A 23,768-nucleotide genomic window follows, 5' to 3' on the forward strand; every position below is an offset into this window, starting at 1 on the left:
GTTCTCTGACCGAAACTCTGGCTGCGATCAAAATGGCGAAAGACGCTGGCTACACTGCGGTCATCTCTCACCGCTCTGGCGAAACTGAAGATGCGACCATCGCTGACCTGGCGGTCGGTACTGCCGCTGGCCAGATCAAAACCGGTTCTATGAGCCGTTCTGACCGCGTTGCTAAGTACAACCAGCTGATTCGTATCGAAGAAGCGCTGGGTGACAAAGCGCCGTTCAACGGTCTGAAAGAAGTTAAAGGCCAGGCGTAATCGCCTGCGGATGTGGCTAAACGGCCACATCGCCTGACATCAAGCCCTGCCTCGTGCGGGGCTTTTGCTTTTTATGGCACGAAGCAGCTGTGAAGCGACGCACAAAATCTGCCATAATCTGCGCCTCGAATTTCTGACGTGAGTAAAAAATGTTCTACCCGATTAACGAAATGTTCCAGACGCTGCAGGGCGAAGGTTTTTACACCGGCGTGCCGGCCATCTTTATCCGCTTACAAGGATGTCCGGTGGGCTGTAGCTGGTGTGATACCAAACATACCTGGGAAACGCGGGCGGATCGGGAGACGTCGCTGGGGGACATTCTGGTCAAAACCGTGGAGAGCGATGCCTGGGGTAGCGCCGATGCGGCCACGCTGATTGAGAGCATTCAGCGTCAGGGCTGGACCGCCCGCCATGTGGTAATCACCGGCGGTGAGCCGGCAATTTTTGACTTACGTCCACTGACCGAAGCGCTGGAAGCGGCCGGTTTTCAGTGTCAGATTGAAACCAGCGGCACGCATGAAGTGCACTGTTCCGCTGCCACCTGGGTGACGGTGTCGCCGAAGGTGAACATGCGGGGTGGCTACGATGTGCTGCCGCAGGCGCTGCAGCGTGCCGATGAGATCAAACATCCGGTGGCGCGCGAGCGGGACGTGGAAGCGCTGGATGCGCTGCTGGCTGGCCTGCAGGATGAGAAAAAACGCATTGTGGCGCTGCAGCCCATCAGCCGTGGCGAGGCAGCGACCAGACTGTGTATTGAAACCTGCATTGCCCGCAACTGGCGGCTTTCGATGCAGACGCACAAATACCTGAACATCGCCTGATTCACCCGATGCGCACCCGGCAAAATCAACGCAATTGTGGCTGGTGCGCATCAATGCGCACCCTGTAAAACTCATTACACCGTAGGGTCGCCATTGATGGCGACCTTCTGACCTTTACCGCGGCTGTCAGCCGCGATAGACGCAACCTGCGGTGCAGGTCTCTTTGATCATCACTGCACTCAGCTCAGGCAGAATCGGCTTCATCTCATCCCAGATCCATTTCGCCAGCACTTCGCTGGTCGGGTTCTCCAGACCGGGAATATCGTTGAGATAATGGTGATCGAGGCGATCGTAGATCGGCCTGAACGCCGCCTTCAGTTCGGCAAAATCCATTACCCAACCGGTATGCGCATCCACTTCACCGGTAATTTCCAGTCGCACCAGAAATGAATGGCCGTGCAGACGACCGCATTTATGCCCTTCCGGCACGTGAGGTAAGCGGTGGGCCGCTTCAAACTGGAACTCTTTAAACAGCGTGGTAGACATAATGGCTCTCAGACGTAAAAACCGCTGAAGTCTACCTGAAAAGCAGATTTTTCGCACCCGCCAGCGCTGAAAAGGGCATTTCTGCCGATCTGCCGGTTACGCCGTTGATTAACTGATTGAATTACGACAACTTTATTTACCACTTTTACTGGTTAGGTTGACCCAAAAAACCACTTAGTCATTTTGGTTATTTATTATGTCGAAGCCTTATTTAATCGTTAATATACAGCCCGGTAACCTACCCACTCTTCCGCCGCTTCCCGGTACGGATTTCTGACACTGGAATTTTTAACGCGATGACGACTCAGGCACCCCCAGCGATGCTTCCGCTATCCCCGGAGCAAATTGCGCGCTTACAGGCCGCGACCACCGATTTCAATCCAACGCAGCTAGCATGGCTCTCTGGCTACTTCTGGGGCATGGTTAATCAGGCACCGGGCACCGTTGCCGCGCCTGCGCCAGTCGCCGCTGAGGTGCCGGGCATTACGCTGATCTCCGCCTCCCAAACCGGCAATGCGCGCCGGCTGGCCGAGCAGCTGCGTGACGATTTGCTGGCGGCGAAACTGAGCGTCAACCTGGTGAATGCCGGCGACTATAAATTCAAACAGATCGGTCAGGAAAAACTGCTGGTCATCGTGACCTCAACGCAGGGCGAGGGCGAACCGCCGGAAGAGGCGGTAGCGCTGCATAAATTCCTGCTGTCGAAGAAAGCGCCGAAGCTGAGCGATACCGCCTTTGCCGTGTTCGGTCTTGGCGATACCTCCTATGAATTTTTCAGTCAGGCCGGTAAAGACTTCGACCAGCGTCTGGCCGAACTGGGCGGCGAACGCCTGCTGGATCGCGTGGATGCCGATGTTGAATACAGCGAGCTGGCCAGCGCCTGGCGTCTGCAGCTCACCGATATTCTCAAAGCGCGCGTGCCGGCGGAACCGGCAGCGCAGCTGGCAGCCAGCGCGGCTGGCAGCGTCAACCTGGTGGACAGCAGTCCTTACACCAAAGAAGCGCCGCTCACCGCCAGCTTTGCCCTGAACCAGAAAATTACCGGTCGCAACTCAGATAAAGACGTGCGCCATATCGAAATCGATCTGGGGGATTCCGGTCTGCGTTACCAGCCAGGCGATGCGCTCGGCGTATGGTATGAAAACGATGCTGAACTGGTGCAGGAGCTGCTGCAGCTGGTATGGCTGAAAGGCGATGAGCAGGTCGAGGTGCGCGGAGAAACTCTGCCGCTGGCCGAGGCGCTGCAGAAACATTTCGAACTGACGGTTAACACGCCGCAGATCGTCGAGCAGTATGCGGCCCTGTCGCGCAACGAGGCGCTGCTGGCGCTGGCGGGCGACAAGCCGAAACTGCAAAGCTTCGCGCAGAGTTTCCCGATTGTCGACATGGTGCGCCAGGCACCCACCGAACTGAACGCCGGCCAGCTGACTGGCCTGCTGCGTCCGCTGACGCCGCGGCTTTACTCCATCGCCTCGTCGCAGGCGGAGAGCGAAACCGAAGTGCATATCACCGTCGGCGCGGTGCGTTATGAAATTGACGGCCGTCAGCGCGGCGGCGGCGCTTCTACCTGGCTGGCCGATCGGCTGGAAGAAGATGGCGAAATCCGCGTGTTCATCGAGCATAACGATAATTTCCGCCTGCCGGCCAATCCGGATGCGCCAGTGATCATGATCGGCCCGGGCACTGGCATTGCCCCGTTCCGCGCCTTCATGCAGCAGCGTGAAAACGACGGTGCCAGCGGCAAAAACTGGCTGTTCTTTGGTAATCCGCACTTCACCGAAGATTTCCTCTATCAGGTAGAGTGGCAGAAATACGTTAAAGACGGTCTGCTGACCCATATCGATCTGGCGTGGTCACGCGATCAGGCCGAAAAGATTTATGTACAGGATAAAATCCGCGCCAGAGGGGCGGAAGTGTGGCGCTGGATTGAAGAGGGCGCGCACCTGTACGTCTGCGGCGACGCCAATCGCATGGCGAAAGACGTTGAACAGGCATTACTGGATGTGGTGGTCGAACACGGCGGCATGGATCGTGAAACGGCTGACGAATTTTTAAGTGAGCTGCGCATTGAGCGCCGTTATCAGCGAGACGTTTACTAATGAGCGAAAAACATCCTGGACCGCTGGTCGTTGAAGGCAAGCTAACTGACGCTGAGCGTCTGAAAAAACAGAGTAACTACCTGCGTGGCACCATCCTCGAAGACCTTGATGATGGCCTGACCGGCGGCTTTACCGGCGATAACTTCCTGCTGATCCGTTTTCACGGCATGTACCAGCAGGATGACCGCGACATCCGCGCCGAGCGCGCCGCGCAGAAGCTGGAACCGCGTCATGCGATGATGCTGCGCTGCCGTCTGCCGGGCGGCATCATCACGCCAACGCAGTGGCTGGCGATTGATAAATTTGCCACCGACAAAACGCTGTACGGCAGCATTCGCCTGACTAACCGTCAGACGTTCCAGTTTCACGGCATTCTGAAGAAGAACGTCAAGCCAACTCACCAGATGCTGCATGAAGTCGGACTGGACGCGCTGGCCACCGCTAACGACGTTAACCGTAACGTGCTGTGTACCTCGAACCCGGTGGAGTCAGAGCTGCATCAGGAAGCGTACGAGTGGGCGAAAAAGCTTTCCGAGCACCTGCTGCCGCAGACGCGCGCCTACGCCGAGATCTGGTGGGATCAGGAGAAGGTCGCCACCACCGATCAGGAGCCGATCCTCGGTGAGACCTATCTGCCACGTAAGTTTAAAACCACCGTGGTGGTGCCGCCGCATAACGATGTCGATCTGCATGCGAACGATCTGAACTTCATCGCCATTGCGGAGAACGGCAAGCTGATTGGCTTTAACCTGCTGGTCGGCGGCGGCTTGTCGATTGAGCACGGCAACAAAGCCACTTACGCGCGCACCGCCAGCGAGTTTGGCTATCTGCCGGTGGAGAAGATCCTTGATGTGGCTGCAGCGGTGGTCACCACGCAGCGCGACTGGGGTAACCGTACCGATCGTAAAAATGCCAAAACCAAATACACGCTTGAGCGCGTCGGCGTCGAAACCTTTAAAGCCGAAGTCGAGAAGCGTGCCGGCCTGACCTTCGAGCCGATTCGCCCGTACGAATTTACCACCCGTGGCGATCGCATCGGCTGGGTGAAGGGCATCGACAAAAAATGGCACCTGACGCTGTTTATCGAAAACGGTCGCCTGCTGGATTATCCGGGCCGTCCGCTGAAGCGCGGTATCGCGGAGATTGCCAAAGTGCATCAGGGCGATTTCCGCCTGACCGCCAATCAGAACCTGATTGTGGCCGGCGTACCGGAGGCGCAGAAAGCGCAGATCGAAGCCATTGCGCGTGAGCACGGCCTGATGGAAGCGGTCACGCCGCAGCGTGAAAACTCCATGGCCTGCGTGGCCTTCCCGACCTGTCCGCTGGCGATGGCTGAAGCCGAACGCTTCCTGCCATCCTTCGTCAGCAAAGTGGAGGAAATCATGCACCGCCACGGCGTCGGCGAAGAGCACATAGTGTTACGCGTTACCGGTTGTCCGAACGGCTGCGGGCGTGCCATGCTGGCCGAACTGGGCCTGGTGGGCAAAGCGCCGGGCCGTTACAACCTGCATATTGGTGGTAATCGCATCGGCACGCGCATCCCGCGCATGTACCGCGAAAACATCACGGAAAACGAAATCCTCGCCAGCATCGATGAGCTGGTGGCGCGCTGGGCCAGCGAGCGCACGGCGGATGAAGGGTTTGGTGACTTCGTGATTCGCGCGGGCATTGTGCAGCCGGTGGTCGATCCCGCCCGTGATTTCTGGGACCCGGAGGCAGTATGACACTACCCGATCTCGCCAGCCTGAACAGCGGCAGCAAAGTCGATCGCATCATGGCGCTGGCGGAAAGCAACGTCCAGCTGGAAAAGCTCTCCGCCGAACAGCGCGTCAGCTGGGCGCTGGAGCAGCTGCCAGGCGCCTTTGTGCTGTCGTCGAGTTTTGGTATTCAGGCGGCGGTGCTGTTGCACATGGTCACGCAGCAGCGCCCGGATATTCCGGTCATCCTCACCGATACCGGTTATCTGTTCCCTGAGACCTACCGCTTCATTGATGAACTGACGCAGCAGCTGAACCTGAATCTGCAGATCTTCCGCGCCGAAACCTCACCGGCGTGGCAGGAAGCACGCTACGGCAAGCTGTGGGAGCAGGGCGTTGAAGGGATCGAGCAGTACAACCAGCTGAACAAAGTCGAGCCGATGAACCGCGCGCTGCAAACGCTGGGTGCGCAGACCTGGTTTGCCGGCCTGCGCCGCGATCAGTCCGGCAGCCGTGCCAGCCTGCCGGTACTGGCCGTGCAGCGTGGCGTGTTCAAAATCCTGCCGATCATCGACTGGGACAACCGTCAGGTGCACCAGTATCTGAAGCAGCATGGGCTGAAGTACCATCCGCTGTGGGACGAAGGTTACCTCTCCGTGGGCGACACGCACACCACGCGCAAGTGGGAGCCGGGGATGGCTGAGGAAGAGACGCGCTTTTTCGGCCTCAAACGCGAATGCGGGCTACACGAAGGCTGACGGGCGCAATTGCTGCGAGTGCGCAGCGGTGCGCACCCGCAAAAACCGGCAAGATCTTACAACGTCGGATTAGCCAGCTCCGTCAGCAGCGGCTGCAAAATACGTACGCTGTCGCGCGTGCGCTGATGGATGCGCCCCGACAGCCAGTGGTCGATGTAAGTCAGATTATCGCGCCCGGTCTGGTGGCGCACCGTACCCTCCGGAAAGTGAGGTGACCGCGCGCGCTGCTGCTCACCGGCTTTATTGCCCAGCGCCCAGTTGGCTGCGGTAACGTCCAGCAGTGGAATCCCGGCTTTATCAAACGGATTAACGCCGGGGTAATCGCGTGCGTTCAGCACGTGGCTGGCGGCCGTGATACCGTAACGGTGCGCAATCTGCAGGGCGCGCGCGCTGGTCTGCTTGCGTACCGCCGCTGGCGTATTCATGCCGTTATTAAAGTAGAGACGATCGCCAACGATCAGGCTATTCAGATCGATCACCAGCAGCGTATCTTTCTTCTCCTGCACGCTCATGCGCGCCAGATAATCATCCATACCGTGTAAACCGGCTTCGCCTGCGCTCAGTGCCACAAAGCGCACGCCATAGTGCAGCGGCGTTTGACTCAGCGCCTGCGCCAGCTCCAGCATCACGCCCAGCCCGGAAGCGTTATCGTCCACGCCCTGCAATCGCAAACCGCCGAGATTATTGTCTGCCTCGTGCTGGCTGAGCGGTGTCCAGGTATCCAGATGGGTGACGATCAGAATCTCCTGCGGCACGCTGCCGGCGCGAGCGGCGATCACCGAGGTTGCCGTCACTTTATGGCGGCGCGTGATGCCCTGTTTCTCCAGCCAGTTATAGCTGGTATTAAACTGCCGGGTATTGCTCTGATAACCAAGCTGGGTGAACTGCTGCTGCAGATAATCTGCCGTCATCAGCTCGGCCGGGCTGCCGCTCATGCGGCCGGGGAAATAGGTGGCGATGTGACGCAGCTGCTGTTCGGCAAAGTGGCCAGGGGCGATCGCTGCAGCCTGCGCCAAAAGAGGCAAACCGCCGGCAATCAGTGCTGCCAGCACGCTGCGGCGGAGAGTGGCAAACATAGTGGTTGTCCTTTTCTGACATCCCGTCAGGGTAAAAAAATTCTGAGTTAGTATGAAACTGTGACGCCGCCTGCACAATTTGTATCGCTCCGAAACACCAGCAATATCATTTGTTAAGCACAAATTGTTATCAGCAATCCCGGTGCGTTATTCCATTTGGTAACTACTCATGCTAATTCGTAATTTCATCTGCCAGAAGGCGGGGACGTATAGTCGCGTTAACTTATTGTAAAACTAACAAGGTTAACGTGGATTACTTGCCTCTCTTTGCCGATCTCAAAAACCGTCCGGTGCTGGTGGTCGGCGGTGGCGAAATCGCTGCGCGTAAAATTGAGCTGCTGCGGCGTGCCGGTGCGCACGTGCGGGTAGCCGCGCGCGAGCTCGGCCATGAACTGCAGGCGCTGCGCGACATTAACGCCATCGAGTGGATTGCTCAGCACTTCGACGCAGCGCAGCTGGACGATGTTTTCCTCGTGATTGCCGCCACCGACGATAACGCCCTCAACGCGCAGGTATTTGATGCCGCCAATGCGCGCCACAAGCTGGTGAATGTGGTCGACGACCAGCCAAAATGCAGCTTTATCTTCCCGTCGATTGTTGACCGCTCACCGCTGGTGGTGGCGATCTCCTCCAGCGGCACCGCGCCGGTGCTGGCGCGTCTGCTGCGTGAAAAAATCGAAGCGCTGCTGCCCGCCAATCTTGGGCAGATGGCCGAAGTGGCCGGTCAGTGGCGCGACAAAGTCAAACAGCGCTACCACAAAATGTCTGACCGTCGTCGCTTCTGGGAGCGCGCCTTCAATGGCCTGTTTGCCAGCCAGATGGCGGCGGGTAACGTCAACGAGGCGCGCCGCACGCTCGATCGCGAACTGGAAAACACCTCTGATAATCAGGGTGAAATCACGCTGGTCGGTGCAGGACCAGGCGACAGCGGTCTGCTGACGCTGCGCGGGCTGCAGGTGATGCAGCTGGCCGATGTGGTGCTGTATGACCATCTGGTCAGCGACGAGGTGCTGGAGCTGGTAAGACGCGATGCCGATCGTATCTGCGTCGGCAAACGCGCCGGCGCCCATTCGGTGCCGCAGGAAGAGACCAATCAGCTGCTGGTGACGCTGGCGCAGCAGGGCAAGCGCGTGGTGCGCCTGAAAGGCGGCGATCCGTTTATTTTTGGCCGCGGCGGCGAAGAGCTGCAGGCGGCGCAGGCGGCGGGCATTCCGTTCCAGGTGGTGCCGGGCATCACCGCGGCCGCGGGTGCTACCGCGTATGCCGGTATTCCGTTAACCCACCGCGATTATGCCCAGAGCGTGCTGTTTATTACCGGTCACTGCCGCGCCGACGGCGACGGTATCGACTGGCCGTCGCTGGCGCGCGCGCGTCAGACGCTGGCAATTTACATGGGCACGGTGAAAGCGGCGGAAATTGCCGCCGGGCTGATCGAACACGGCCGCGCGCCGTCAACGCCAGTGGCGGTGATTGGTCGCGGCACGCGCCAGGATCAACAGGTGCTGACCGGCACCTTAGCACAACTCGAGGCGCTGGCAGCTGCCGCGCCGACGCCAGCGCTATTAGTGATTGGCGAAGTGGTGAATCTGCACGGGCAACTTGCCTGGTTCCAACATTCGGCACAGCAGGGGGCTCGCGAGTCCGCCGTTGTCAATTTGGCTTGAGGAAAAATTATGGACCAAAATCGTCTTACTCATCTGCGCCAGCTGGAGGCAGAGAGTATCCATATCATCCGCGAGGTGGCGGCCGAGTTCAGCAATCCGGTGATGATGTACTCCATCGGTAAAGACTCCTCGGTGATGCTGCATCTGGCGCGTAAAGCCTTTTATCCGGGCACGCTGCCATTTCCGCTGCTGCACGTTGATACCGGCTGGAAATTCCGTGAAATGTACGAGTTCCGCGATCGCACCGTGAAAGCGATGGGCGCAGAGCTGCTGGTGCACCGTAACCCGGAAGGCGTGGCGATGGGTATTAACCCGTTCGTGCACGGCAGCGCCAAACATACCGACATCATGAAAACCGAGGGCCTGAAGCAGGCGCTGAACAAATACGGTTTTGATGCGGCATTCGGTGGCGCACGCCGTGACGAAGAGAAGTCGCGCGCCAAAGAGCGTATCTATTCGTTCCGCGATCGTTTCCACCGCTGGGATCCGAAAAACCAGCGTCCGGAGCTGTGGCACAACTACAATGGCCAGATCAACAAAGGCGAAAGCATTCGCGTGTTCCCGCTCTCCAACTGGACCGAGCTGGATATCTGGCAGTACATCTTCCTGGAAAACATCGAAATCGTGCCGCTGTATCTGGCTGCACCGCGCCCGGTGCTGGAGCGCGACGGCATGCTGATGATGATTGATGACGATCGCATCAACCTGCAGCCGGGTGAAGTGATTAAGCAGCGTATGGTGCGTTTCCGTACCCTCGGCTGCTGGCCGCTGACCGGCGCGGTGGAATCCGAGGCGCAGACGCTGCCGGAAATCATTGAAGAGATGCTGGTCTCCACCACCAGTGAACGTCAGGGGCGCGTGATTGACCGCGACCAGGCCGGTTCGATGGAACTGAAAAAACGTCAGGGTTATTTCTAAGGAGACGCCGATGAATACCGTTATTGCCCAACAGATTGCCGAGCAGGGCGGCGTTGAAGCCTGGCTGACCGCGCAACAACACAAAAGCCTGCTGCGTTTCCTCACCTGCGGCAGCGTCGACGACGGCAAAAGTACGCTGATTGGCCGTCTGCTGCACGATACGCGCCAGATTTATGAAGATCAGCTGTCGTCGCTGCACAATGACAGCAAACGCCACGGCACCCAGGGCGAGAAACTCGATCTGGCGCTGCTGGTCGATGGCCTGCAGGCCGAGCGCGAGCAGGGCATCACTATCGATGTGGCCTATCGCTATTTCTCCACCGAGAAGCGCAAGTTCATCATCGCCGACACGCCGGGGCACGAGCAGTACACCCGCAACATGGCGACCGGTGCCTCAACCTGCGATCTGGCGATTCTGCTGATCGATGCGCGCAAAGGCGTGCTGGATCAGACCCGTCGCCACAGCTTTATCGCCACGCTGCTGGGCATCAAACATCTGGTGGTGGCGATCAACAAGATGGATCTGGTGGCGTACAGCCAGGAGACCTTCGAGCAGATCAAACAGGATTACCTCGATTTTGCCGCGCAGCTGCCGGACGATCTTGATATCCGCTTTGTGCCGATGTCGGCGCTGGAAGGCGATAACGTCGCCACCCCGAGCGTAACCATGCCGTGGTACAGCGGCCCGACGCTGCTCGACGTGCTGGAGACGGTAGAGCTGAAGCGCGTGGTCGACACGCAGCCGATGCGCTTCCCGGTGCAGTATGTTAACCGGCCGAACCTCGACTTCCGTGGCTATGCCGGTACGCTGGCGTCGGGCGTGGTCAGCGTCGGCCAGCGGGTAAAAGTGCTGCCGTCCGGTGTGGAATCCAGCGTTGCGCGTATCGTCACCTTTGATGGCGACCTGCAGCAGGCGGCCGCCGGTGAGGCGATTACCCTGGTGCTGAACGATGAGATCGACATCAGCCGTGGCGATCTGCTGGTGGATGCCGCAGCCGATTTGCAGGCGGTGCAGTCCGCGACCGTCGACGTGGTGTGGATGGCGGAACAGCCGCTGCAGCCGGGACAAAGCTATGAAGTGAAAATTGCCGGCAAGAAAGCGCGTGGCCGCATCGAAAAGATTCTCCATCAGGTGGAGATCAATACGCTGGAAAAACGCGCGGTCGACAGCCTGCCGCTCAACGGCATCGGTCTGGTAGAAGTGACCTTCGATGAACCGATGGTGCTGGATGCTTACCAGCAGAACCCGGTGACCGGCGGCATGATCTTTATCGATCGCCTGAGCAACGTGACCGTCGGTGCCGGCATGATCCATCAGCCGCTGAGCGCCGCGCGCAGTCAGGCTGGCCAGTACAGTGATTTCGAGCTGGAGCTGAACGCGCTGGTGCGCCGTCACTTCCCGCACTGGAACGCACGCGACCTGCTGGGCGGTCAGTAATGGCGCAGCACGACGAAAACGTGGTGTGGCATGACCATCCGGTCACGCGCGCTGAACGCGAACAGCAGCACGGCCATCGTGGCGTGGTGCTGTGGTTTACCGGGCTGTCAGGCTCGGGTAAATCGACCGTAGCCGGGGCGCTGGAGCAGGCGCTGCACCGGCTGGGCGTCAGCACCTATCTGCTGGATGGCGACAATGTGCGTCACGGCCTGTGCCGCGATCTCGGTTTCAGCGATGACGACCGCAAAGAGAACATCCGGCGCGTGGGCGAAGTGGCGAAACTGATGGTGGATGCCGGACTGGTGGTGCTGACGGCGTTCATCTCGCCGCACCGCGCCGAGCGCCAGATGGTGCGTAATTTGCTGGCTGACGGGCAGTTTATCGAAGTGTTCGTCGATACGCCGCTGGCGGTGTGCGAAGCGCGCGATCCGAAAGGCTTGTATAAAAAAGCCCGTGCCGGTGAGCTGCGTAACTTCACCGGTATCGACAGCGTTTATGAGGCGCCGGACGCGCCGGAAATCCAGCTGGATGGTGAACAATTGGTTACAAAACTGACCGGCCAATTGTTAGACCTGCTGCGCCACCACGATATCATCAGATCCTGAACCGACAGCGGCAAATCTCACGGTTTGCCGCGCTTTAGCGTCAACAGGATCTCTATGCAGAACGTTACCCCCATGCTGGCACGCAAAGATGAACGCACCCCGGATGAGCCACGCTCATCGTTGCCGGGCGGCGTGATCGGCTTTCTCTCGTACTGGTGTGCGCTGGGCATCCCGTTTCTGCTGTACGGCTCTAACACGCTGTTTTTCTTTCTCTACACCTGGCCTTTTTTCCTTGCGCTGCTGCCGGTTTCGGTGCTGATTGGCATCGTGCTCAGCCTGATGCTGCGTGGCCGGCTGTGGTGGAGCGGCCTGATCACCGCCCTGGTGGTGGTGTGCCTGTTCTGGCTGCTGTTCTCCTTTCTCTCCGGCTGGTAATCCGGCGCTGATGTGCAAACGCATCGGCAGGTTACAAAACTTTACCTGCCGTCCGGCGCTTTCCCCGTCATTATTTGTCCAGACAAATCTGCTTGCGCGCCATTTTCGCTGCCGCAGTGGAGTCCGGCGTCAAGTTATGGGATGATTGAGCCGTTTTTCAGGGGGCGGGGATGGGAAAACTGACGTTACTGCTGCTCGTGCTGCTGGGATGGTTGCAATACTCCCTGTGGCTGGGCAAGAACGGTATCCATGATTACACGCGCGTCAGCGAAGACGTGGCGTCACAACAGGCGAATAACGCCAAACTCAAAGCGCGTAACGATCAGCTGTTTGCCGAAATTGACGATCTCAATGGCGGTTCAGAGGCGATTGAGGAACGCGCACGCAGCGAGCTGGGCATGATCAGGCCTGGCGAGACTTTCTATCGTCTGGTGCCAGACCAAAACAAACGTAATGCGCAACAAGCGGCGCAGAACCAACAACGATAAACCATGAATCAGCTCTCTTCCTCTGCGGATGTGATTGCCGTGGTGCCGGCTGCCGGTATCGGCAGCCGCATGCAGGCCGCCTGTCCGAAGCAGTATCTCACTATCGGTCCATTAACCCTGCTCGAACACAGCGTGGCGCGCCTGCTGGCGCATCCGGCGGTAAAGCAGGTGGTGGTGCCAGTCAGCCCGGATGACGGCTGGTTCGATAGCCTGCCGCTGGCGCAGGATGCCCGCGTGCTGCGCGTCACCGGCGGCGAAACCCGCGCCGAGTCGGTGCTGGCCGGATTACAGACCATCCGCCACAGCGCCTGGGTGCTGGTGCACGACGCGGCGCGGCCGTGTCTGCATCCTGATGATTTAGCGCGTCTGCTGGCGGTGCGTGAGCACAGCAAAGTCGGCGCGATTCTGGCGGCACCGGTGCGCGACACCATGAAGCGCGCGGAGCCCGGCAAAGGTGCCATTGCGCATACCGTCGAACGCGATGACTTATGGCATGCGCTGACGCCGCAGTTTTTCCCGCATGCGCTGCTGACCGCCTGCCTGACGCGCGCGCTCAATGAAGGCGCGACCATCACCGATGAAGCCTCGGCGCTGGAGTATTGCGGCTATCATCCTGAGCTGGTCAGCGGACGCAGCGACAATATTAAGGTAACGCGGCCGGAAGATCTGGCGCTGGCGGCCTTCTATCTCACTCAGATTCAGTTAAAGGAGCACGCATGATGCGTATCGGTCACGGTTTTGACGTGCACGCGTTTGGCGGCGAAGGTCCGCTGGTGATTGGCGGGGTGCGTATTCCCTTCGAACAGGGCTTTATTGCGCATTCTGACGGCGATGTGGCGCTGCATGCGCTGACCGACGCGCTGCTGGGCGCGGTGGCGATGGGCGACATCGGCAAACTGTTCCCGGACACCGATCCGGCATTCAAAGGCGCCGACAGCCGCGGTTTGCTGCGCGAAGCCTGGCGTCGCATCCAGCAGAAGGGCTACCGCATCGGCAACGTCGATGTCACCATCATCGCTCAGGCACCGAAAATGCTGCCGCACGTGCCGCAGATGCGCGTCAACATCGCCGAAGATCTCGGTTGCCACATGGATGATGTCAACGTCAAAGCCACCACCACCGAGAAGCTGGGCTTCACCGGTCGCGGTGAAGGCATTGCCTGCGAAGCCGTGGCGCTGCTGGTGAAGGCCGATCGGGCATGAGTGAGCTGCTCTACCTGCACGGCGTGCCCGCTGCTACCGGGGTGATCAAAGCCAGTCCCGAAGATTTCGTGGTAATTGAAGATCTCGGCTATCCCTATGACGGCGAAGGCGAGCAGCTGCTGGTGCGCGTCCGTAAAATTGGCTGCAACACGCGTTTTGTCGCTGAGGCAATCGCCAAATTTCTCGGCGTGCATCAGCGCGATCTCAGCTATGCCGGCATGAAAGATCGCCATGCAGTCACCGAGCAGACGCTGTGCTTCCGCGTGCCGGGCACGGCGATGCCCAACCTTGCCGGCTTCCAGCTGGAAGGCGTGGAGATCCTGCAGGTGATTCGCCACAAGCGTAAACTGCGCACCGGCGCGCTGGCGGGCAATGCGTTTCGTCTGGTGGTACGTCAGGTGTCCGATCGCGCGCAGGTGGAATCGCGGCTGCAGCGAATTCAGCAGCAGGGTGTGCCCAACTACTTTGGCGAACAGCGCTTTGGCCGCGGCGGCAATAACCTGACGCAGGCGCGCCTGTGGGCAGAGGAGAAATTCCGTCCACGCGACCGCAGTATGAAAGGCATTCTGCTGTCGGCGGCGCGCAGCCAGCTGTTCAATCAGCTGACCAGCGCGCGCCTGCAGCGTGACGGTGCGCTGGATCGCGTGCAGCCCGGCGATGCGCTGCAGCTCAGCGGGCGCGGCAGCTGGTTTGTTGCCCAGACGGACGAGTTACCTGCGCTGCAGCAGCGTTTGGATAACCACGAGCTGCGCATCACCGCACCGCTGGCCGGACGCGGCGAGCTGGGCACTCAGGGCGAAACGCTGGCGTTTGAACAGCAGCAGCTGGCGGGCGTGGCCGATCTGCTGGGCCTGCTGGAGCGTGAACGCGTCGATGCGGCGCGGCGCGCCATGCTGGTGGTGCCGAAAGATCTGCAATGGAACTGGTGGGATGACGTCACGCTCGAGCTGCAGTTCTGGCTGCCGGCCGGCAGTTTTGCCACCAGCGTAGTGCGTGAGCTGCTGAGCAACGGCGCGGCGGCCCCGCTCGGCGACGAATAAGCGAACCCGGCGACGATGAGCAAAAATCTCACCATCAAGGATATTGCCGTACTCGCCGGTGTGTCGATCACTACCGTCTCGCGCGTGCTCAACAAGCATGCGTGGGTATCGGAAAAAACCCGCACGCGGGTGGAACAGGTGATCGCCGAGCATCAGTTCAGCCCCAACCTGATGGCGCGCGGCATGATATCGCGCCAGAGCTACACCCTCGCGGTGATTGTCTCTGACATCACTAACCCTTACTTCGTCACGCTGGTGGCGCAGATTCAGCAGGCCTGTCTGGCCATCGGTTACAAAATCACCCTGTACGATACCCAGTCGGCCAACCGCAGCCCTCAGCACGACGATGACGAAAGCGCGATTTTTCAGTCGATTATCGATAGCCAGATCGATGGGGTGATCGTGCTCGGCGGCCACAGCGACTATGCGCCGATTCCGGCCGGCTACCTGACGCTGCTGGAATCGCTGATGGACAAAATGGCGGTGGTGGTGGTGGGGCAGCCGCATCCTGCTGGCCGATGGCCGTGCGTGATGCGCGACCAGCAGCACTGCGTCGGGCTGGCGGTGAATCATTTGCTGGCGCGCGGCCTGCGTGATATCGCGTTTATTGGCGGTTCGCGCAAAGTGTGGGTGACGCGCGAGCGCGTCAGTCATTTCCACGCCACGCTGCAGCAGGCCGGCATTACGCCGCGCGACAGCTGGATCTGCCTGAATAACTTCTATCCTGAACACGGCTATCAGGCGATTGATACGCTGTGGCAGCAGGCAGAGCAACCGCAGGCGCTGGTGGCAATCAACGATCGCGTGGCGATGGGCGCGATCCGCGCGTTACGCGATCGCGGCATTGACGTGCCTGAGCAGGTAGCGGTCATCAGCTGCGAGCGCTTCCCCGGCAGCGAGTATTTTATCCCGCGCCTGACCAGTGTCGATCACCAGAATCCGCAGCTGGGGCAAAACATTATCACCATGATGATGGCGCAGCTGGACGGCAGCTTAAGCCCGCACGCGCGCTGCAGCACACCGCTAAAGCCGGTATTGATCCCCGGCGAATCCGCCTGATCTTCTCCCCTTAAACGTTCCGCCTGCTTTCGTTGCGCTTTGTTAGCGCGATCGCAATTTCACGATCCTCACGTTGACTTAATATGCGCCATTAAATAAGTTGGCTCACAACCTGAAAACGTTTTCAGGTTGGCGGGAAAACAGTTTAAGGAGCGGTAATGAAACCCACCATGATGACCTACATCCACCAGCAACCCGAGGTGCTGAGCCATCTGCTGGCGTGCTATCCGCAGGGATTACCGGTGCTGGGCAAGGCGAAAACAGTGCTGATTCTGGCCACCGGCTCCAGCATCAACGCCGCGCTCAGCGCCAAATATTACGTTGAGCAACTGACCGGCGTACGCATCAGCGTGCAGGAGCCGTTTCATTTTCAGCACTACGAGCAGTGGGATCCGGCGACCGATCTGGTGATCGCGATTTCACAGAGCGGCGAGAGCACTTCGACGCTGGCAGCGATCGACGCGCTGAAAAAACAGCACGGCGTGGCAACCTGGGGCATCACCAGCAAAATCACCAGTCCGCTGGCGCAGGCGGTGGATCACGCCGTAGACATCATGAACGGCGAGGAGCGTGTCGGTTATGTCACTAAAGGCTATGTCGCCACGATTCTGACGCTGATGCTGATTGGCGTGCACAGCGCGCGCCACAGCGGTCGCCTCAGCGCAGAACAGGAGCAGCAGGCGCTGGCGCAACTGCAGCGCGGCGTCGACGCGATTCCGGACATCATCGCCCGCACCGAGCGCTTCTGGCAGCGCTGGCAGGACGATCTCACTGCGGCGCCACGCTTTATCTCGATTGGCTTTGGTCCGGCGATTGGCGTGATCAAAGAGATGGAGACCAAATTCAGCGAAACGGTGCGCGTGCCGTCGCAGGGCATTGAACTGGAAGCGTTTATGCATGGCCCCTATTTCGAAATCAATCCGCAGCACCGGCTGTTCTTCATCGACGTCGAGGCGCCGGTGCGCGAACGCCTGCAGCTGCTGCGCCAGTATGAGCAGCGCGTGACACCGCACGTCTGGAGTCTGTGTCTCGGGGAGAGCGATGATGCGCGCACGCTGGCACTCGGCGTGGAGGTCAGCGAATGGATGGCGCCGCTGCTGATGGTGATTCCGTTCCAGATCCTCGCGCATCACATCGCTGAAGCCAAAGGCAATAATCTGCCGCAGCGCATATTCACTGATTTTGGCGTGGCGATGAAGAGCAAAACCAAACCGGGTGATTACGACTAACGCCGGGCGCGAGCCATAAGGATAACAACAATGAAACTCGATTACGTGAAGCTGGCGCAGGCCATCAGGGAACAGGTCGGCGGCGACGATAATATCAGCCATATTTCACACTGCGCCACGCGACTGCGGCTGACGATAAACGATCTGGCCAGTGTCGATATGCCGGCCATCAGTAACCTGCCGGGCGTCATCCGCGTGGTGAACGCGTCCGGACAGCTGCAGATTGTGGTCGGGCCGCAGGTCGAACAGCTGTATCAGGCGATGCAGCAGGGCGCAGCGCCGGTGGCCGAGCCGGTGAAGCCCGGCAAAGACGAGCGCGGCGTTGCGGGCAAAATGCTGGCCACGCTCGGCGCTATCTTTACGCCCTACATTGGCGTACTGGCCGGCATCGGGGTGATCAAAGGCATCATGGTGCTGCTGCAGACGCAGGGCTGGGTGGCGGACGATGACCTGCTGTTCGCCATGTTCAACGCGCTGGCCAGCGGCGTGTTTGTCTTCCTGCCGCTGTTTATTGCCGTTACCGCGGCAGACCGTTTCGGTGCCAGCCGTTTCACCGCGCTGGCGCTGACGGCGGCGATGGTGTTTCCGCTCACCCAGCCGGATCTGCCGGCGCACTTTACGCTGTTCGGCCTGAGCATCAGCCTGAAGATTTACGGCGGCGCGGTGATTCCGGCGATTCTGGCGGTGCTGCTGCTGAGCAAGGTTGAGCACCGACTGAAACAGTGGATCCCCGAGGTGGCAGCGCTGGTGTTTGTGCCGTGCCTGTCGCTGCTGATTTGCGGCTTTGTGGTGTTCACGGTGATTGGCCCGCTGGCAGATTACGTTGGCGTCGGCATCGCCAGCGGCTACAGCTGGCTCTATCAGCTCAGCCCGATGATCTCCGGCGCGCTGCTGGCGGGCATTGGTCAGCTGTTCGTGGTGTTTGGTGTCCACTGGGGCATCATCCCGCTGGCGCTGATCAATATTCAGGTGCAGGGCTACGACACCATCATGGCGATGTTTATGTCGGCGGTGATGGGGCAGTTTGGCGCGGTTACCGGCGCGATCTTCATCGCCCGCAGCCTGCGCGACCGGCAGATTGCAATCTCGGCGTCGCTGTCAGCGTTCTTTGGCATCACCGAACCGGCGCTGTACGGCGTCAATCTCAAGTACCGCATGCTGTTTATCTTCGGCTGCATCGGCGCGGCGCTCGGCGGTGGCATCACCGGGCTGTTGCAGGTAAAAACCTACAGTTTCCTGCCGGTGCTGAACGTGTTTGAACTCGGCCTGTTCGAAGGCCCCGAGTCGAAGATGATCTATGAAGTGGCGGCAATTGCCGTGGCTTTCCTCACCCCATTCATTCTGACGCTGATTTACGGCCGCTGGACGCTGCGCAGCGTGAATAAAACCGGCGCCTGATGCGCTGATTCGTTAACACCAAAACAGGGAAATCGCATGCGGCTGCTTCGCAGGGCCGCGTGCACCTTAAGGAAAGGTCATGAACACATTCACCAGGAGAAAAAAGGCAGCGCTGCTGCCGCTGGCCACCCTGATGCTGGGCGCGGCACCGCCGGCGCTGGCGGAAGGATTTGTTGAAGACAGCACGCTGGAGGGCACCGTCTATTACTGGCAGCGCCACCGTGAGCGTAAAGATCTCGATCCGCACAGCACGCACTATCAGCACTATCAGACCAACCTGCATCACAGCACGCTGACCGGCGCGCTCGATTATCAGTCCGGCTATCTGGCCGATACCGTGGGCATTGATGTGGCGGCCTTCGCCACCTGGGATCTGTTTGAAGGCAGCCCGGCGCATCCCAACGAGATCAGCTTCAGTCACGGACCTTCGATGTGGGAAGACCGTGGCGTTGGCGAACGTAGCGGACTGGATCTCTACCGTGCCGCACTGAAACTCAAAGCCGGCGACTACTGGCTGCGGGCCGGTTATATCCAGCCGAGCGGTCAGACGCTGCTTGGCACCCAATGGGGATTTCTGCCAGGCACCTACCAGGGCGTGGAAGTCGGGGCGGTCTATGACTATGGCGCTGCCGGCGCGCTGTCGCTGTCGTGGATGGGTGCCAACAAGTACAAAGCACCGTGGTATCGCAAAATGTACGAGTTTCGCGAAATCGATCGGCAAACACGCATTCCTTATCTGCACTCGCTGGGCGCGAAGTATGACTTCAAAAACGGCAACACGCTGGAGCTGGCGTGGGGTGAATCTCCGCATTATCTCGACAAATATTTCGCCAAAGCGGCACGTCAGACCACGCTGTGGGATAACCCGTTCAGCGTCAGCTGGCAGTTCTACGGCTCGCAGGATCGTACCGGTCGCCATGATGTTTACGATGAGTTTGCCTGGCAGCAGGGCCTGACGCTGGCGTACCAGTGGGATCGCTACCAGTTCCGGCTCGAGGGCAGCGCAGTACACGCACCGGGTAAACAGGGTTACTACACCGTGGCGATGACGCCGATCTATCCCAACTCCGCGGGCCGCATCGATATGTGGTGGGATTCGCGCTCTGACTTCAACGCCGACGGCGAAAAAGCGCTGTTCGCGGGCCTGATGATCGATCTCAGCGACATCGTCTGGCCGGGCGTCAGCATCGGTGGCTCGTTTGCCTGGGGCTGGGACGGTAAACCGGCGCGCGGCGGCGACTGGTCGCAGCAGCAGCGCCTGACGGAAACCGCCATCAACGGCGATCTGGTGTGGCAGGTGCAGTCCGGCTGGGCCAAAGACACGGTATTTAAGCTGCATCTCACCGCCTACAACAACCATAGCGATAACCCCAGCTGGGGCGGCGGCTATGGCAACGTTTTCCAGGATGAAAAGGACGTCAAATTCATGATGATTGCCCCTTTTAGCCTGTTCAATCACTCACGACACTAAGGATGATGACCATGAGGATTCGCTTCTCCGCGCTGACCGCAGCGCTGTTACTGGCCGGGCTGGCGCACGCCGAAACCCACGTTTTAATCAATCAGGTCGGCTACGATGTTGCCGCGCCGAAAAACGCTATCGTGCAGCTGACCGGCGACTCGCGCGCTAAGCCGCCGGTGAAATTTACCCTGCTGGATAATGAGACCAATAAAGCGGTGCTGAGCGGCACGCTGCAGCCGCAGGGTGACGTGCCGGGCTGGGGCGATCGCACCTTCTATCGTGCCGATTTCTCCGGCTGGCAAACGCCGGGCCGCTACGTGCTGCAAACCACCAGCAGCGACGGCGATGTGCGCTCCGGGCCGTTCATTATTGGTGCCGATCTGCTCGAGCGCTATACGCTGTCCGATGTGATTGCCTATTTCAAAAGCCAGCGCGTCACCGGCCTGTTCGATAAGGCGGACCGCAAACTGCCGCTGCCACCGGGCACCGGCAGCGGTACGGTTGACGTCCACGGCGGCTGGTATGACGCCACCGGCGATTACGGCGTGCACCTGTCGCACCAGAATCTGACCTCTTACTTCAATCCGCAGCAGGCGCCGCTGGTGGCGTGGAGTTTACTGCGCGGTTATCAAAATCTCGGGGCGCGGGATAACCCGAACTTTGATGAGTATCGCCGGCGCATGCTCGACGAAGGGCTGTACGGTGCCGATTTCCTGGTGCGCATGAAGCGGCCGGGTGAATCCTTCTTCCAGGCGATCTCGTCGCCGGGCAAAGAGAAGCTGGCTCAGGACCGGGTGATCGCCAATCCCAACTGGCGCACGCAGATTAAAGAGAAGGAGTCAGATTCCACCATTGTTGAAGAAGAGGCGGTCGGCCCGCTGGCGTGGCAGGCCAGCTTCCGATCCGGTGCCGGCATGTCAATTGCCGCGCTGGCGCTGGCCAGCACCATGGAGAATGACGGCAATTTCACGCGGCAGCAGTATCTGCAAACCGCAGAAGATGCCTTCGCCTTCCTGCAGAAAAATAACCTGCGCATGGTGAATGACGGCAAAGAGAACATTGTGGATGATTATACCGCGCTGCTGGCGGCTACCGAGCTGTATCGCGCCTCGCAAAAAGCGGTCTATCTGGCTGCGGCGCAGCAGCGCGCGGAGAGCCTGATGGCGCGACTGACGTCGCTGGATAACTGGCATGACTACTGGCGTGCCGACGGCGAAAAACGCCCGTTCTTCCATCCGTCCGATGCCGGTCTGCCGGTGATCGCGCTGCTGGAGTACGCGCGCATCGCGCCGCAGGCGCAGCAGGCGAACATCCGCCAGACGGTAAAACGCTCGCTGGGCTTTGAGCTGGCGGTCACCAAAGAGAGCAATAACCCGTTTGGCTATGCGCGCCAGCTGATTCAGCTGAAAGACGGCGTGAAGCGCACCAGCTTCTTCTTCCCGCACGACAGCGAAGCTGCGCCGTGGTGGCAGGGCGAAAACGCGCGTATCGCGTCGCTGGCCGCCGCCGCCCGTCAGGCGATGCCGCTGTTCGCGGACGATAAAGCCTTTACGCAGCAGCTGCAGAGCTATGCCTGGGATCAGCTCAACTGGATCCTCGGTCATAATCCGTACGACGTCAGTATGCTGACCGGCAGCGGCTATCGTCACATCAGCTATCTGTTCTTCAATTCGTGGAAATACACCACGCTGCCGGGCGGTATCGTCAACGGCATCACCGGCGCGTCGAATCAGGTGGCGGACGGTATCGCCTTTGACGAAGGTTATGCGGTCACACGGAAGGATGACGACTGGCGCTGGGCGGAAGGCTGGCTGCCGCACTCGGCCTGGTATCTGTATGCGGTGAGCTTACCTGATCGTCACTGAGGTGATAAATCAGCCCGGCTTTTCGCCGGGCTTTTTACTGGGTGCCATTGCGTTTGACTGCTTATTGATGCGACAACTGCCGACGGTTGCGTGATTTACGCCTACCACTTCCCGCGCCTCACCGCTAGAATGCAAACATCCTTGTGCCGCCAGCGCAGGACCGCTTGCGCCGCTGAAGGCGCAAAACGGGCGCGGCGGTCGGTGGACCGGTTAATGAAAAAGGTCAGAATCAGATGCGGATACGGCTCAGCAACGATGATGGAATTCAGACTCCCGGCATTGGCGTGTTCCCTGGCGTGAAGACATTACGACAGGTTGATCCTGGCGCCGGCGCGGCGCGGAAGAGGGCAGGCGACGGGCTGTACCAGGCTGAGGTGAACCCGGCATGGTAAACCGGCGCATCGAAACGCTTCTGGCCCAACTGCGCACGCAGGGTATTCACGATGAGCATTTGCTGAAAGCCATCGCTGATGTCCCGCGTGAACGCTTTATTGACGAGGCTTTTGAACATAAAGCCTGGGAAAATGTGGCGCTGCCGATTGGCAACGGCCAGACCATTTCTCAGCCTTATATGGTGGCGCGCATGACGGCGCTGCTGGAGCTGAACCCGACTTCGCGCGTGCTGGAAATTGGCACCGGTTCGGGTTATCAGACCGCCATTCTCGCGCATCTGGTTAACCACGTTTACTCGGTTGAACGCATCAAAGGGCTGCAGTGGCAGGCGAAACGCCGCCTGAAGCAGCTCGATCTGCATAACATTTCCACACGCCACGGCGACGGCTGGCAGGGCTGGGCCGCGCGGGGGCCGTTTGATGCCATTATTGTGACTGCCGCACCGCCAGAAATTCCGACTGCGCTGATAGCGCAACTGGGAGAAGGCGGCAAAATGGTGCTGCCGGTGGGTGAGGACCAGCAGGTACTTAAGCGCCTGCGTCGTCAGGGTGGTGAAATCATTGAAGAAACGATTGAGCCGGTGCGCTTTGTGCCGCTGGTTCAGGGCGATCTGGCATAAAGCCATCTTACGTATTTCTTCACAATCGTTACATGGCATGGCGCAGTTGATATTGTTACTATCCTTGTTAATCAATGCGAAAGCGCGTTTTTGACGGCACAGCTAGTGAATCATGCGGTCAACGTCGACACACAGTTTTATCCAGGATTGCCATCACGGGGGATCAATGAGCACGGGAAGCACAGTATTTCAATTACGCCGTCTGGCGGCACTTTCACTGGTCGGTTTTTGGCTGGCAGGCTGTAGCTCTGGCGACAACACACAGGCCCCCATCAGCCAGATTGGCAGCAACAGCGGTGATAGCGGTATGGCTGCAGCTCCCACCACAGGCGGCGGCATGATCGCCGCGCAGAACAGCACCGTGCCGGCGATGCCGCGTGGTGGAATGTTAAGCGGTGGTACACCATCAGCCGCGCCTGCAGGTGGAATGGTTAGTGGCAATAATAATGTGACCACCGAAAATGGTCGTATTGTGTACAATCGCAATTATGGGAATATTCCTAAAGGCAGCTACGGCGGTGAAACCTACACCGTTAAGCGAGGCGATACGCTGTTCTATATTGCCTGGATTACCGGCAATGATTTCCGCGATCTGGCACAGCGCAATAATATCGCGGCGCCCTATAGCCTGAGCGCCGGGCAGACGTTACAGGTGGGTAACGGTAACGGTCAGACCATCACCGGTGGTAACGCGATAACCGCAGCGGATGCCACGCAGGGCGGCGTTCCGGTGGCATCGAATCAGACGCAAATTAAATCCACCCCTGTTGCACAGCAACCTGTTATTACGTATTCTGATGATTCGGGTTCGACAGG

At 59.5% G+C, this 23,768-nt stretch carries 22 protein-coding genes and 1 pseudogene; 21 read left to right on the forward strand and 2 right to left on the reverse strand.

Annotation, left to right across the window (positions count from 1 at the left end):
* Together eno and queE are read left to right on the forward strand one after the other, a co-directional pair.
* Positions 1 to 260, forward strand: a pseudogene (eno, locus tag QMM04_RS10055) (phosphopyruvate hydratase); the annotation flags it as partial.
* 149 nt (positions 261 to 409) lie between these two features.
* On the forward strand, positions 410 to 1,081 hold the full coding sequence (queE, locus tag QMM04_RS10060; protein WP_021507361.1) for a 7-carboxy-7-deazaguanine synthase QueE: 672 nt from the start codon (positions 410 to 412) through the stop codon (positions 1,079 to 1,081).
* Between the two features lie 126 nt (positions 1,082 to 1,207).
* On the opposite strand, the gene queD is transcribed toward queE, so the two are convergent.
* Positions 1,208 to 1,570 carry a 6-carboxytetrahydropterin synthase QueD gene (gene queD / locus QMM04_RS10065; RefSeq protein WP_176428100.1) on the reverse strand — a complete coding sequence of 121 codons (363 nt, stop codon included), beginning with the start codon at positions 1,568 to 1,570 and terminating at the stop codon, positions 1,208 to 1,210.
* Positions 1,571 to 1,863: 293 nt separating this feature from the next.
* Here queD and cysJ point away from each other — a divergent pair, with 293 nt between their 5' ends.
* Genes cysJ through QMM04_RS10080 form a run of 3 tightly spaced genes read left to right on the forward strand, consistent with a single transcriptional unit; the run spans position 1,864 to position 6,121 of the window.
* Complete coding sequence (gene cysJ / locus QMM04_RS10070) at positions 1,864 to 3,666, forward strand: NADPH-dependent assimilatory sulfite reductase flavoprotein subunit (protein ID WP_058759740.1); 1,803 nt, start codon at positions 1,864 to 1,866, stop codon at positions 3,664 to 3,666.
* On the forward strand, positions 3,666 to 5,390 hold the full coding sequence (gene cysI / locus QMM04_RS10075; protein ID WP_282996108.1) for an assimilatory sulfite reductase (NADPH) hemoprotein subunit: 1,725 nt from the start codon (positions 3,666 to 3,668) through the stop codon (positions 5,388 to 5,390). Before cysJ ends, cysI begins: the two co-directional genes overlap by 1 nt.
* A complete protein-coding gene (locus QMM04_RS10080; protein ID WP_058759741.1) occupies positions 5,387 to 6,121 on the forward strand; it encodes a phosphoadenylyl-sulfate reductase in 735 nt (244 codons plus the stop codon). The genes cysI and QMM04_RS10080 overlap by 4 nt, the downstream gene beginning before the upstream one ends.
* 56 nt (positions 6,122 to 6,177) lie before the next feature.
* Here the strand turns inward: QMM04_RS10080 and QMM04_RS10085 are convergent, their stop codons facing one another.
* Positions 6,178 to 7,197, reverse strand: a complete 1,020-nt coding sequence (locus tag QMM04_RS10085; RefSeq protein ID WP_282996109.1) for an aminopeptidase — start codon at positions 7,195 to 7,197, stop codon at positions 6,178 to 6,180.
* 248 nt (positions 7,198 to 7,445) lie between these two features.
* On the opposite strand from QMM04_RS10085, the gene cysG reads away from it, so the two are divergent.
* The 16 genes from cysG to QMM04_RS10165 form a co-directional block, all read left to right on the forward strand.
* Positions 7,446 to 8,861, forward strand: a complete 1,416-nt coding sequence (gene cysG / locus QMM04_RS10090; RefSeq protein WP_021507355.1) for a siroheme synthase CysG — start codon at positions 7,446 to 7,448, stop codon at positions 8,859 to 8,861.
* 9 nt (positions 8,862 to 8,870) lie between these two features.
* The gene (gene cysD / locus QMM04_RS10095; RefSeq protein WP_021507354.1) at positions 8,871 to 9,779 is read left to right on the forward strand and encodes a sulfate adenylyltransferase subunit CysD; all 909 of its coding nucleotides are present in this window, start codon (positions 8,871 to 8,873) and stop codon (positions 9,777 to 9,779) included.
* Between the two features lie 10 nt (positions 9,780 to 9,789).
* Complete coding sequence (gene cysN / locus QMM04_RS10100) at positions 9,790 to 11,217, forward strand: sulfate adenylyltransferase subunit CysN (protein WP_058759743.1); 1,428 nt, start codon at positions 9,790 to 9,792, stop codon at positions 11,215 to 11,217.
* Positions 11,217 to 11,822 carry an adenylyl-sulfate kinase gene (gene cysC, locus QMM04_RS10105; protein ID WP_282996110.1) on the forward strand — a complete coding sequence of 202 codons (606 nt, stop codon included), beginning with the start codon at positions 11,217 to 11,219 and terminating at the stop codon, positions 11,820 to 11,822. The genes cysN and cysC overlap by 1 nt, the downstream gene beginning before the upstream one ends.
* A gap of 54 nt (positions 11,823 to 11,876) precedes the next feature.
* Positions 11,877 to 12,197 (forward strand): DUF3561 family protein, encoded by a 321-nt coding sequence (locus tag QMM04_RS10110; protein ID WP_021507351.1) that lies wholly within the window; start codon positions 11,877 to 11,879, stop codon positions 12,195 to 12,197.
* Between the two features lie 170 nt (positions 12,198 to 12,367).
* Positions 12,368 to 12,685, forward strand: a complete 318-nt coding sequence (gene ftsB, locus QMM04_RS10115) for a cell division protein FtsB (RefSeq protein ID WP_021507350.1) — start codon at positions 12,368 to 12,370, stop codon at positions 12,683 to 12,685.
* A gap of 3 nt (positions 12,686 to 12,688) precedes the next feature.
* A complete protein-coding gene (ispD, locus tag QMM04_RS10120) occupies positions 12,689 to 13,405 on the forward strand; it encodes a 2-C-methyl-D-erythritol 4-phosphate cytidylyltransferase (protein ID WP_021507349.1) in 717 nt (238 codons plus the stop codon).
* Positions 13,405 to 13,887 (forward strand): 2-C-methyl-D-erythritol 2,4-cyclodiphosphate synthase, encoded by a 483-nt coding sequence (gene ispF, locus QMM04_RS10125; protein ID WP_031279680.1) that lies wholly within the window; start codon positions 13,405 to 13,407, stop codon positions 13,885 to 13,887. Before ispD ends, ispF begins: the two co-directional genes overlap by 1 nt.
* Positions 13,884 to 14,927 (forward strand): tRNA pseudouridine(13) synthase TruD, encoded by a 1,044-nt coding sequence (truD, locus tag QMM04_RS10130; RefSeq protein WP_166710915.1) that lies wholly within the window; start codon positions 13,884 to 13,886, stop codon positions 14,925 to 14,927. Before ispF ends, truD begins: the two co-directional genes overlap by 4 nt.
* A 15-nt stretch (positions 14,928 to 14,942) precedes the next feature.
* A complete protein-coding gene (locus QMM04_RS10135; protein WP_166710913.1) occupies positions 14,943 to 15,986 on the forward strand; it encodes a LacI family DNA-binding transcriptional regulator in 1,044 nt (347 codons plus the stop codon).
* Positions 15,987 to 16,144: 158 nt separating this feature from the next.
* Positions 16,145 to 17,215 carry an SIS domain-containing protein gene (locus QMM04_RS10140; protein WP_058771484.1) on the forward strand — a complete coding sequence of 357 codons (1,071 nt, stop codon included), beginning with the start codon at positions 16,145 to 16,147 and terminating at the stop codon, positions 17,213 to 17,215.
* A gap of 30 nt (positions 17,216 to 17,245) precedes the next feature.
* Positions 17,246 to 18,613, forward strand: a complete 1,368-nt coding sequence (locus QMM04_RS10145; RefSeq protein ID WP_125310172.1) for a PTS transporter subunit EIIC — start codon at positions 17,246 to 17,248, stop codon at positions 18,611 to 18,613.
* A gap of 79 nt (positions 18,614 to 18,692) precedes the next feature.
* Positions 18,693 to 20,084, forward strand: a complete 1,392-nt coding sequence (locus QMM04_RS10150) for an OprD family outer membrane porin (protein WP_152390527.1) — start codon at positions 18,693 to 18,695, stop codon at positions 20,082 to 20,084.
* An 11-nt stretch (positions 20,085 to 20,095) separates the two neighbouring features.
* On the forward strand, positions 20,096 to 21,940 hold the full coding sequence (locus QMM04_RS10155) for a glycoside hydrolase family 9 protein (RefSeq protein WP_058780259.1): 1,845 nt from the start codon (positions 20,096 to 20,098) through the stop codon (positions 21,938 to 21,940).
* Positions 21,941 to 22,325: 385 nt separating this feature from the next.
* Positions 22,326 to 22,952 carry a protein-L-isoaspartate(D-aspartate) O-methyltransferase gene (locus QMM04_RS10160; RefSeq protein WP_021507341.1) on the forward strand — a complete coding sequence of 209 codons (627 nt, stop codon included), beginning with the start codon at positions 22,326 to 22,328 and terminating at the stop codon, positions 22,950 to 22,952.
* Between the two features lie 166 nt (positions 22,953 to 23,118).
* A partial coding sequence (locus tag QMM04_RS10165; protein WP_282996111.1) for a LysM peptidoglycan-binding domain-containing protein occupies positions 23,119 to 23,768 on the forward strand: 650 nt, incomplete at its 3' end.

The organism is Pantoea sp. Pa-EAmG (assembly GCF_030024295.1).
GTDB lineage: Bacteria > Pseudomonadota > Gammaproteobacteria > Enterobacterales > Enterobacteriaceae > Pantoea > Pantoea dispersa.

What these genes read in the sequence shown, in the direction of transcription:
- QMM04_RS10080 (WP_058759741.1), top strand. Translation starts at nt 5,387, where the DNA reads ATGACACTACCCGATCTCGCCAGCCTGAACAGCGGCAGCAAAGTCGAT.
- QMM04_RS10140 (WP_058771484.1), top strand. Translation starts at nt 16,145, where the DNA reads ATGAAACCCACCATGATGACCTACATCCACCAGCAACCCGAGGTGCTG.
- cysJ (WP_058759740.1), top strand. Translation starts at nt 1,864, where the DNA reads ATGACGACTCAGGCACCCCCAGCGATGCTTCCGCTATCCCCGGAGCAA.
- truD (WP_166710915.1), top strand. Translation starts at nt 13,884, where the DNA reads ATGAGTGAGCTGCTCTACCTGCACGGCGTGCCCGCTGCTACCGGGGTG.
- QMM04_RS10135 (WP_166710913.1), top strand. Translation starts at nt 14,943, where the DNA reads ATGAGCAAAAATCTCACCATCAAGGATATTGCCGTACTCGCCGGTGTG.
- ispF (WP_031279680.1), top strand. Translation starts at nt 13,405, where the DNA reads ATGCGTATCGGTCACGGTTTTGACGTGCACGCGTTTGGCGGCGAAGGT.
- cysD (WP_021507354.1), top strand. Translation starts at nt 8,871, where the DNA reads ATGGACCAAAATCGTCTTACTCATCTGCGCCAGCTGGAGGCAGAGAGT.
- QMM04_RS10145 (WP_125310172.1), top strand. Translation starts at nt 17,246, where the DNA reads ATGAAACTCGATTACGTGAAGCTGGCGCAGGCCATCAGGGAACAGGTC.
- ispD (WP_021507349.1), top strand. Translation starts at nt 12,689, where the DNA reads ATGAATCAGCTCTCTTCCTCTGCGGATGTGATTGCCGTGGTGCCGGCT.
- cysC (WP_282996110.1), top strand. Translation starts at nt 11,217, where the DNA reads ATGGCGCAGCACGACGAAAACGTGGTGTGGCATGACCATCCGGTCACG.
- QMM04_RS10150 (WP_152390527.1), top strand. Translation starts at nt 18,693, where the DNA reads ATGAACACATTCACCAGGAGAAAAAAGGCAGCGCTGCTGCCGCTGGCC.
- ftsB (WP_021507350.1), top strand. Translation starts at nt 12,368, where the DNA reads ATGGGAAAACTGACGTTACTGCTGCTCGTGCTGCTGGGATGGTTGCAA.
- QMM04_RS10085 (WP_282996109.1), bottom strand. Translation starts at nt 7,197, where the DNA reads ATGTTTGCCACTCTCCGCCGCAGCGTGCTGGCAGCACTGATTGCCGGC.
- cysI (WP_282996108.1), top strand. Translation starts at nt 3,666, where the DNA reads ATGAGCGAAAAACATCCTGGACCGCTGGTCGTTGAAGGCAAGCTAACT.
- QMM04_RS10155 (WP_058780259.1), top strand. Translation starts at nt 20,096, where the DNA reads ATGAGGATTCGCTTCTCCGCGCTGACCGCAGCGCTGTTACTGGCCGGG.
- QMM04_RS10110 (WP_021507351.1), top strand. Translation starts at nt 11,877, where the DNA reads ATGCAGAACGTTACCCCCATGCTGGCACGCAAAGATGAACGCACCCCG.
- queE (WP_021507361.1), top strand. Translation starts at nt 410, where the DNA reads ATGTTCTACCCGATTAACGAAATGTTCCAGACGCTGCAGGGCGAAGGT.
- QMM04_RS10160 (WP_021507341.1), top strand. Translation starts at nt 22,326, where the DNA reads ATGGTAAACCGGCGCATCGAAACGCTTCTGGCCCAACTGCGCACGCAG.
- cysN (WP_058759743.1), top strand. Translation starts at nt 9,790, where the DNA reads ATGAATACCGTTATTGCCCAACAGATTGCCGAGCAGGGCGGCGTTGAA.